Source organism: Frankia nepalensis (genome assembly GCF_016786325.1).
Lineage (GTDB): Bacteria > Actinomycetota > Actinomycetes > Frankiales > Frankiaceae > Pseudofrankia > Pseudofrankia nepalensis.
The window spans coordinates 1-10,049 of sequence record NZ_JADWYU010000020.1; the positions used below are offsets into that span (position 1 = coordinate 1).

The 10,049-nt window shown below is 76.2% G+C and carries 5 protein-coding genes; all 5 read right to left on the bottom strand.

Translation table 11 applies throughout. The annotated features are described in order from the left end of the window. The coding region (locus tag I6A81_RS00305; RefSeq protein ID WP_203010059.1) for a glycosyltransferase at positions 1–1,116 on the bottom strand (1,116 nt) is incomplete at its 3' end. An 87-nt stretch (positions 1,117–1,203) separates the two neighbouring features. Further along, positions 1,204–2,175: an alpha/beta fold hydrolase gene (locus I6A81_RS00310; RefSeq protein ID WP_203007947.1), complete on the bottom strand. Its 972-nt coding sequence runs from the start codon at positions 2,173–2,175 to the stop codon at positions 1,204–1,206. A 203-nt stretch (positions 2,176–2,378) separates the two neighbouring features. Beyond that, a complete protein-coding gene (locus I6A81_RS00315; protein WP_203007950.1) occupies positions 2,379–2,723 on the bottom strand; it encodes an acyl carrier protein in 345 nt (114 codons plus the stop codon). A gap of 73 nt (positions 2,724–2,796) precedes the next feature. Beyond that, entirely contained in the window at positions 2,797–8,292 is a 5,496-nt protein-coding gene (locus tag I6A81_RS00320) for a type I polyketide synthase (RefSeq protein ID WP_238438176.1), read from the bottom strand. Beyond that, the coding region (locus tag I6A81_RS42800; protein ID WP_238430612.1) for an SDR family NAD(P)-dependent oxidoreductase at positions 8,285–10,049 on the bottom strand (1,765 nt) is incomplete at its 5' end. The genes I6A81_RS00320 and I6A81_RS42800, both read right to left, overlap by 8 nt.

Here is a 10,049-nt window from a genome sequence, read left to right on the forward strand (position 1 = left end):
TCCGGCTGGACGGCGTCCGCCTCGGCGACGAGGACGTGCTGGGCGGGCCGGCCGGCGCCGTGGGGACCGGAGTCGCCCCCGCCCGGCGGGGCCGGGGGCCCCGGGGGGGCCTACCCCGGGGGGGGCGCCGCGCACCGGCGCGACGACCAGCGGGACGCCCCTCGACAGCGCCTCGCAGACGGTGTTGTTGCCGGCGTGGCAGACGACCGCCGACAGCCGCCCCATCAGCTCCAGCTGCGGCACCTGGCCGCGGACCAGCACGTCTCGCGGGGCCGCCTCGGCCAGGTCGTCGACGATGCCGGGCGGGGCGACGACGATGGTCTGCACGCGGTCGGTCATCTGCGCGAGCGCCTCGGTGGCGACCCGCAGGAACCGCCCGCCGGCCTCCCTGGTGACCGTGCCCAGCGAGACCAGCACCTGGGCGCGCGCCGGGTCCAGCCACGACCAGGGGAAGTCGGCCGACGGCTGGCGCAGCCCGGCGGCGGAGCCGATGAAGACGGTGTGCGGCGGCAGCGCCGCGACCGCGTCCGGCGTGCGCAACAGGCCGGTGACCGAGCAGACGAGGGTGAGCAGGTCGGCGAAGCGCAGGTCGCCGCTGGCCGCCTCCTCGGGCGGGACACCGGCGTCGACCTGGAACGCGCGCAGCCGCTCGACGACCCACTGGCCGACGGACGCGATCACCCCGTAGGGGTTGTCGAACTCGGCGGACGTGGTCGCGAGCGTCACCCAGCGCAGCCCACGGCGACGGGCGAGCAGCGCGCCCCCCAAGGCCTGCTGGTCGACGACGACGACGTCGGGACGGAAGTCGTCGACGACCGGCTCGAGATCCCGGGCCATCGCGGCGCCCAGCGGCAGGAGGAAGTCCTCCCAGAGGAACTTGAAGGAGCCGGTGCCGCGCTGGAGGCGCGACTTCTCCTCCATCTCGGCCCGCTGCATGGCGGTGATGTCCTCAGGCAGTTCGATGAGCCGCAACGGCGCGGGCACCAGAGGACCCACGACGCTGGCGTGGCCGGCGACGGCGACCTCGTGCCCGCGGTCGGCTAGCTCGCCGGCGATCCCGACAGCCGGGTAGACGTGCCCTGCCAGCGGCGGGACGACGAACAGGATGCGACCCACGCCCTGATCACTCCCGAGGGTTCGGCCTTGGCCCGAGACCACGCGCACCGGCGTGGCCTACGGACCAGTATCCCAGCCGACGCGCCCTCACGATTCGCCCGACACCCCGGCCGATGCACCAGACGCCGCGGGCGCCTGGGAGGTTGCCCCGGCGGGGGTCGCCTCGGCGGCGCGGCGCTCGGCGTTGAGGTCCGTCGGGACGGTCCGGTTCAGCACCCAGTCCGCCAGCTCGAACGTCTTGCCGCCGCGGAACTCGTGGACCGGTATCGGCTCGTCGCGGCGCAGCAGCCACCAGCGCAGCAGTTCGCGCAGGTAGTCGACGGCTTCCCGCAGCACCATGTGGGTGTGGTGTTCCAGCACCACCAGCGTGCAGTCGGGCACGAGGTTGGCCAGGCCCTCACCCTGTTCGATGATCTCGGAGTTGCCGCCGTAGACGGCGAGCACCGGTACTGGAAGGGTGCGCAGCCGATCGGGCGAGAACGGCGTCGTCGCCAGCATGTCCTCGGAGATCGTGGTGTCCCGCAGCAGCGACTGCGCCGAGCGCATGATCCGGCCGACGGCCCGCCCCGCGCTGAAGGCGAGCCACTCCTCGACCTCCTCGTCGGAGATGGCGGCCAGCACCTGGGTGAGCGAGCGCGCCATCTCCTCGCCCAGGCCCTCGATGCGAAATGGCGGCTCGATGAGGGTGAGGCTCGCGACCCGCTCGGCGTGCTCCACGCCATAGGTCAGCCCGAGGGTGGCGCCGTAGCTGTTGCCGACCAGATGGACCGGCCGGTCGATGCCCAGCTCGTCGAGCAGGGCCGTCAGGTCCGCCATGGCGTTGGCGATGCCGTAGCCGCTCGGGGTGCGCTCGCTCTTGCCATGCCCGCGCAGGTCGTAGCAGACGACCTCGCACCCGGCGTCGGCCAGCGCGTTGCCGAGGGAGAAGTAGAAGCTCGCCAGGTTGTCGATCACCATGCCGTGCAGCATGACGACAACCGGGGCGTCGGGCCGCGGCCCGCCCGCCGGCGCGAGCCGTTGGACGTGCAGGCGCACGCCGTTCGCGACGACCTCAGCCACGGTCGGACTCCTTCCTCGGCGCGCCGTTCGGGGGCGCCGACCTCGCCGGGCGCGCCGGTTCCGTGCCTCTCACCGGCGCCCCCAGCTCGTCTCTGGTCTTACCAGCCACGCCGGCAGGGCCGGCGACGGGCCGGACGAACCGGGGCGAACGGGACTCGACACGAGGGCGCGCCGTCGGCGACGGCGCCGGCCCGCCCATGCCGTCAGGCGCCAGGCGCGGGCTCATGGGCACGCAGCGAGTCGGCGATGAAGCGGACGACCTCGCCGACCCGCATGTTGATCACTCGGTCGACGTCCATCTCGGCCAGGAAGCCGACGAAGTCGACCATGTCGCCGTAGGTGACGCGCATCCGGTCCGCGAGCGTGACGAACTCGATGCTCTCCAGCTCGAGGTCCTCGTTGAACGAGGTGTCCATGGTGATCTCCATGTCCACCACGTACTCCTCCCCGATCACCTCTCGCAGCATCTCGGCGACCTCGCCGAGGATCCGCGTGTCGAGGGCATCCAGCGCCGGGTCAGCCGGACGGCGGGTGTCCTGCATGGTCATTCGTGTCTGCTCCTTTGTCACGGGTGCTCGGTGCGGGGACAGGCGGCCACGGGCCTCCTACAACGCCGACCTCCTACGTCGGCTCCGCCGGGGTGGCCGGGCCCGCGGGATCGGCCGCGGCGGACGGGCCTAACCGGTCGCGGGGGCGGCGGGCGCGAGCGGCCCGCTCGACCGCGGGGGACGTCCAGGCGACGACGTGGTCACCGATCCGCGCCGGGTCGGCCCCGCCCGTCTCCCGCCGTACCCGGCCCATGCCATCGACGGTACGCAGCGCTACCCAACGTCGGCGCGCGTGCTCGGCCACAACCGACGCGGCCGGGCCATCGTCGTCGTCGCCAGCGTCCGCCGGCAGGATGGTCACCCGCAGCAACAACGGTGAGGCGGCGTGGCCGGCGTCGGCCGGACGCGGCGGAAGCGACTTGATGCCGTCCACCATCGCCTGGTCCGCCCCGACGACGGTCCCGGACCGAGGCCCGACGTCGAGGCCGATCTCGACGGCGAGGTCCGCGTCCGAGTCGGAGTCGCCGGCACCGGCCGGTACGACCCGGTCGATGACGAAGCGGCGTGGCCGGCCCTGCAGACCGGTCCCGTCGGCCTTCGCCGCCGCCTCCTTGGCCGCCCACATCCGGGCGAACCAGGCGGCCCGCGCCAGCTCCCCCGCCTCGCCCGGGGATCCTTCCGGATCGGCGGCGCCGGCCCCGGCGGTCCGCCGGGAGGTCCCCGTCTCCCCGGCGAGCTCGGCGAGCAGGGCGCGCTCGGAGGGGGTGAGGCCGGCGTCCAGCACGCCGGAGGTGCGCGCCGCGACCGTCTCCAGGTCGATGCCGACGTCACCTTCGGTGTCGACCAGGGCGACCGCGAGATCGACCTTGTGGGCGATCGACAGGGCGGGCAGCGGGCCGGCGGGGATGCCGGGCCGGTCCGGCACCTGGGCGATGAACGGGCGACCCGACGGGTCGTTGCCGATGGCGACCTCGATGCCCCAGACAGGACCGGCGCCGCGCGACCACAGCCAGCGGCGTACCGCGTCGGCGGCGGCGATCCGGCCGAGCAGCCACTCCCGGGCCGCCCGCGGGTTCTTGCCGGTGAGCACCTGGCGGCGCGACGCGTCCAGGAAATGGCGGACGACGAGCTCGCGGGAGGCGATGTCGCGCCAGTAGTCCGGGACCACCACCCACCCGTCCGGGCGGGGCTCGGCGACCGTGTTGCGCTCCGGGTCGCGCATCAGCAGCCACAGCCAGGCGTTCGCGGTGAACCGCCGGTCGGTCCAGCCGGTGACCTCGGCCCAGACCGTGCCGTCCGCCGCCCGGACCTCCAGGTCGGCGGTGACGGTCTTGGCCGCGATGTCGCGGATCCGCGTCACGCAGGACATCCGCGCCCCCGCGGCCGGGTCAGGCCCGTAGAAGCGCATCTCGGTGACCGCCTGCGGAAGCAGCAGCGAATCGACGTCGAGGTGCTGGGTCGCCCAGTAGCCGTAGAGCTGGCCGATCGTGTCGAGCAGCGCGCCGGGCGCCCCGGTGACCACGAGCTGGCCGCGGGCGCCGAGCGGGGCGATCCCGTCGACGTGGGTGATGCCCTGGTAGCTCGGGCCGTGGAACATCCACCGCCCGCCGTAGAGCTCGGCCGCCTGGTGCGGCGACGGCGTCTCGCCGGGCAGCCGGCCGTCGGGCGGCAGGTCGGCCGTCGACGAGGTCCTGGCCGGCGCGGGCGGGTAGTCGTCGGCGAACACGACGGTCACCCGGGCATAGCCGTCCATGGCGACCCTGACGGCCCCGTCCGGCAGCTCGGTGCAGGTGATCGTCACCTCGACCGGCGGCTCGATCGCGACCCAGCGCAGCGCCCGGACGTCGCGGACGGCGACGACCACCCGCTCGCGCGGGGTTCCCCCCGGACCGGCGGGCCCAACGCGGGCGGCCTGCAGCGCGCGAGCCTCGTCGATCATCATCTGCAGGACGGCCGTCATCGGCATCACCGGGAACCGGTCGGACAGGTCCGTCCAGCCCGGCGGCTGCCGGTAGAAGCAGTGGTCGATGACGTGCGGCAGGTCGGCGAGCGACAACGTGCGGCGCACCGTCCGGGAGATCGGCCCGATCCCGCCGGCAGCGCGCGCGCCGGGACCGGTGCCCGGGGCCGCGGCACCCGCGCCCGACGCGGCGCGGCCGGCGACGGCCGCGCCGTTCGAGCCGTGCGCGCGGTGGGAACCGTTCGGGTGTCCCGACGGGCCACCCTGGCCGCCCTGGCCACCCACGGCGGGCGTGCGGGCCGCGGGCGGCGCGGCCACGGCCACCCGGCCGGGTGGCGGCGCGGCGGCCCAGCGCGCCTCGACACGGGCCTGGACGTCCGCCAGCACCGCCTTCGTCTCGGCGAGCGCCAGGCCGAGCTCGGCGAGCACCGGATGGTCGGCCACGGCGGCCGGCCGCGGGGGCGGCGAGGATCCGGCGCGCGCCGCGGGCACGGCCGGAGCGGGCACGGCCGGGACGGCCACGGCGGGAGCGGGATCAGCGGGCGCGGACCGGGCGGCTGGCGCCGCGTCCCCCAGCAGCGTCGCGGCGTCCGGCCCGAGCCGGACCATCGGCGAGCCCAGCCGCAGCAGCATCGGACGCCCGACGCGCCTGGCCGGGGCGGCGGCGGGGGCGGTAGAAGCGGTGGGGGCGGTGGTAGTCGCCGGCGCGAGTGCCGCGACCCGCGCCGGCTCGCCGGCCGCCGGGACCGCCGGCGCCGACGTGACGGCCGGCTGGTGCCGGCGCGGCAGCAGGTCGAGGCGGGGCGCGCCGCCCTCGGCCCAGACCGCGGCCGCGACCCGGCGGAGCTGGTCGAGCCCGGAACGCTTCGGGGTGTTCGAGACGACGGTGATGTGGTCGGGCTGGCCCGCCAGCGTGTCGTCCACGAAACCGGCGATGCTGCCGACGCCGACCTGCAGGAACATCCGGACGCCGGACGCGCGCAGCCGCTCGGTGAGCTGGCGGAACCGCACCGGCTCGAGCAGGTGGCGCACGGCCAGGTCGCGGATCGCCGCTGGCTCGGCGGGGTAGGGCTCGGTGGTCGTGGCGGACCAGACCGGGACGGCCGGGGGCCGCAGCGGCATGGCGGCCAGCGGCGAGCGGTCCAGGTAGGGACGCAGGAACGGCGAGTGGAAGCCGGACCGGAACGGCAGCACCTGGCCGAGCACGCCGGTCGCCCGCAGCCGGGTGAGCGCCTCGGTCACGCTCGCCTCCCGCCCGCAGATCACCGACTGGTGCGGGCAGTTGTCGTGCGAGATGACGATGTCGGGCAGGCCGTCGATCGCCCGGGTGACCTCCTCGACGCCGCAGCCGACCGCGCCGAAGCACACGCCGGGGACTTCGATCGACGACGGGTCGAAGCCGTCGAGGAACTCCTCGACGAAGTCGGTCGGGACCATCCCCGCCGAGATCATCGCGTTCCACTCGCCGATGCTGTGCCCGCCGACGAGGTCGGGGGTGATCTCGAGCCGGCGCAGCGCCGCGTCGAGCACCCGGCCGACCTCGATGCTCGCCCGCCCGTGCCCGCCGAGCACGCCGGTCTCGCCCAGGTTCGGCACCGAAAGGCCGAAGTGCGCGCAGACGTCCTCGATCCGCGGCGCGAACTTGTCCTCCAGCCCGCAGAACAGGAACGCCAGCTGGCCCTCGGCGAGCAGCGGCGACGGAGTGAACCAGAGATCGTTACGGCCTCGCCACGGGGTGCCGCGGGCGACGATCGTGCGCGCCAGCGCCAGCCGGCGCGGAGAGGGCGCGACCAGCGCGAGCCGGCACGGCCCACCGGTCGGCGGCGCGGCGGCGTCGTCGCGGGCGAGCAACTCGGCGTCCGGCGCGGCCAGCGCCGCGGCGAGCTCCGCCGGGGTGGCCGCGGCCAGCAGCAGCACCGGCTCCACCTCGAGCCCGCGGACGTCCCGGCTCGCCGACCCGGCGGAAACACTGGCCGCCGCCGTCACGGGGACGGCCGTCGCGGGAGCGGTCGCCACGGGGACGGCCGTCGTGGGAGCGGTCGTCACGGGGACGGCCGTCGCGGCGGCGGTCGCCGCGCGGTCCGCCCCGGCCCGGCCGGACGCGGATACCCCCGCCCTCGGCCGCGCGGGTCCAGAAGGACCCCCTACCAGCGCGGGCGCCCGGCGGCCGGGATCCTCCTCCAGGACGGCGTGCGCGTTGATGCCGCCGAAGCCGAAGGCGTTGACACCGGCCCGGCGCGGCCCGCCGCCGGCCGGCTCCGGCCAGGGCTCGGCGGCGCGGACCGGGACGAACCGGGTGCCGGCGAAGGCGGGGTGCGGGTCCTCGCAGTGCAGCGTCGGCGGCAGTACGCGGTGGTGCAGGGCCAGGGCGGCCTTGATCAGACCGGCGGCGCCGGCGGCCGGCATCGTATGGCCGATCATGGACTTGACGGAGCCGACCCCGATCGGTCGGTCGCCGGGCGAGGGCTCGCCGAAGACCTCGGTGAGGGTGGCGAGCTCGGCGGCGTCGCCGTTCGGGGTGGCGGTGCCGTGCGCCTCGATCAGGCCGACGGCGCCCGGGGAACGCGGGTCGAGGCCCGCGTCCGCCCAGGCGCGGCGGACGGCCAGCGCCTGGCCGGCCGACGCGGTCGCCATCAGTGAGGAGGTACGCCCGTCGCTGGCGATCCCGGTGCCGCGGATCACCGCGTAGACCCGGTCGCCATCGCGGCGCGCGTCGGACAGCCGGCGCAGCATGAGCATGCCGACGCCCTCGCCGATGAGCACCCCGTCGGCGGCCAGGTCGAACGGGCGGATCCGCTGCGACGGCGAGAGCGCCCGCAGCATCGCGAACGTGCTCCAGAAGGTGGGCTCGTGCACGACGTGCGCGCCACCGACGACCATCGTGTCCGCCCTGCCCAGGCGCAGCTCGCGCACGCCGGCGTCGACCGCGATCAGCGACGAGGCGCAGGCCGCGTCGACGGTGTAGGCGGGGCCGCGCAGGTCGAGCCGGTTGGCGATCCGGGAGGCGGCCAGGTTCGGGACGAGGCCGATCGCCGCCTCGGGCCGCTCCGGGCCCAGCTTCGCGACGAACGCCTCGTGGACCCGCTCGATCGCCTCGTCGGGCAGGTCCGGCAGCACCTCGCGCAGGGTCACCGCGACCTGGCGGGCGGTCTTGACCCGCTGCTCGAGGCGGGCGAAGCCGGGGCCGAAGTAGCCACCGCGGCCGAGCACGACGCCGACCCGCTCCCGGTCGCCCAGACGGTCTGGGCCACCGCTGTCCGCAATCGCCTCCGCCGCCAGCCTGAGCGCCAGCATCTGGTCCGGCTCGGCCCACTCGACCGCGAACGGCATGATGCCGAACTCCGTCGGGTCGAAGGTGGCCAGCTCGTCGATGAAGCCGCCCCGGCGGGTGTAGAGCCGGTCGGCGCGCGAGACCCCGGGGGGCGGCGCGGACGCGGCCTCCGGCCGGTGGAACTCGTCGTCCCACCGGCCGGGCGGGGCCTCCCGGATGGCGTCCACGCCGCCGACGATGTTGGCCCAGTAGCGGTCGAGGCCGCCGGCGCCGGGGAACAGCGCCGCCATGCCCACGATCGCGACGGGCTCATCGAAGGCGCCGGGGTGGTCAGCCATGGAGCGCATCCACCTCGCCGCACATGTAGACGACCTGCGCCGGGCCGGCGGGCGCGGACAGCTCGCGCAGCAGCGCGGCCACCCCCTCGGCCGGGTCGATCAGGCCGACGCCGCGCCGCGCGTACTCGCGCTCCAGCTCGGCGGACACCATGCCGCCGCCCTCGGCGCGCCACGGGCCCCAGTCGACGCTGACGACCCGGCCCTGGGCTCCCTCCGGGCCACCGCCCGGCTGGAAGGTCCGGAACGCGCCGGCATGCGCGTGCGCCAGCGCGTCCAGGGTGTCGTTGGCCGCCGCGTAGTCGACCTGGCCGCGGTTGCCGAACACGCCGGCGACGCTGCCGAACAGGACGACGAAGCCCGGGCCCGCCGCCTCGGTCCCCCCGAGGTGGGACGAGCCCCGGTCGCGGCGCAGCGCGGCGAGCAGCGCTCGCGCGCCGTCGACCTTCGTGCCGTACACCCGGGCGAACGACTCCGGCGTCTTGTCGCGCACCAGCCGGTCCTCGAGGACGCCCGCGCCGTGCACGACGCCGTCGAGCCGGCCGTGGCGGGCGTAGACGTCGGCGACGACGGCGTGCAGCGCGGCGGCGTCGCGGACGTCGACGGCGTGGTAGCGCACGCTCGCCGCGGTCCGGCCGAGCTCGGCGAGCGTGGCGCGCACCTCGCGCTCGGCGAGCAGCCGGGCGATGCGCGCCTCGATCTCGGCGGGCCGGCGCAGACCGGTGGCGATGAGCGCGCGGCGCAGCGCCGGGGCGTCGGCGGCGCCGGCCGTGGCCGGGTCCTCGCTGCCGGCCGGCGGCGGGGTGCGGCCGACCAGCTCGACGTGGGCGCCGGCGCGACGGGCGATCTCGAGCGCGACCCTGGCGGTGATGCCGCGGGCGCCGCCGGTGAGCAGCACCACCGAGGACCGGTCGAGACCGGCGAGCGCCACGGCCGACGCGTCGGGGGGCAGCTCGGCGGGGACGACCCGCAGGGACCGCCGGGTCCCGTCGCGGTAGCCGACGACCACCCCGGCGTGTTCGGTGAACAGCTCGGCGAGCAGCGACTCGGCGATCCGGCGCGGCGCGTCCTTCGGGTCGACGTCGACCACCCGGACGACGAGGTCGGGCAGCTCGTGGGCGAGGGTGCGGGCGAACCCGGCGAAGCCGGCCCCGGCGACCGTGGCCGCCTCGACGCCGTCGGCCGCTCCCCTGCGGCCGAAGTCACCGCCGAGCCCGCTGGCGAGGACCAGCCGGCGGGTGCCGCCGAGCGCCGCCGCGCGCAGCGCCGCGAACGCGCCCGGCAGCTCGGCCGTGGAGCCAGGGGCGGCGTCCAGTCCGGCGACCCACAGCAGCCCGTCGGCGCCCACCCCGCCGGTGACCTGCTCGGCCAGGTCGGCCAGGCCGGGGTCGAGGAGGCGCACGGTGGCGCCGGCCTGCTCGAGCAGGTCCGCGAGCTCCAGGCCAACGCCCAGGCCGCCCTCGACGACGGCGAAGCGGGCGCCGGCGAGCCGTCCCGGCCCTCCCGGCTCGCCCCGGCCGATCCGGGAGGCGGCGAGCGCCTCGGCCCAGGGAAGCCCGGCCGGCAGCGGCACCGGCTCGACGACGAAGCGGCGCAGCGGGATCCGGGCCGGCTCGCCCGGGCCGGCGGCCGAGAGGCCGTCGTCCACGGCCGAGTGGTCGGCGCCGGCTCGGTCGGTGTGCTCGACGATCCAGTCGACGATGCCGTCGACCGTCTTGATCGCCGCCAGCTCCTCCACCACCGACTCCGACAACTCACCA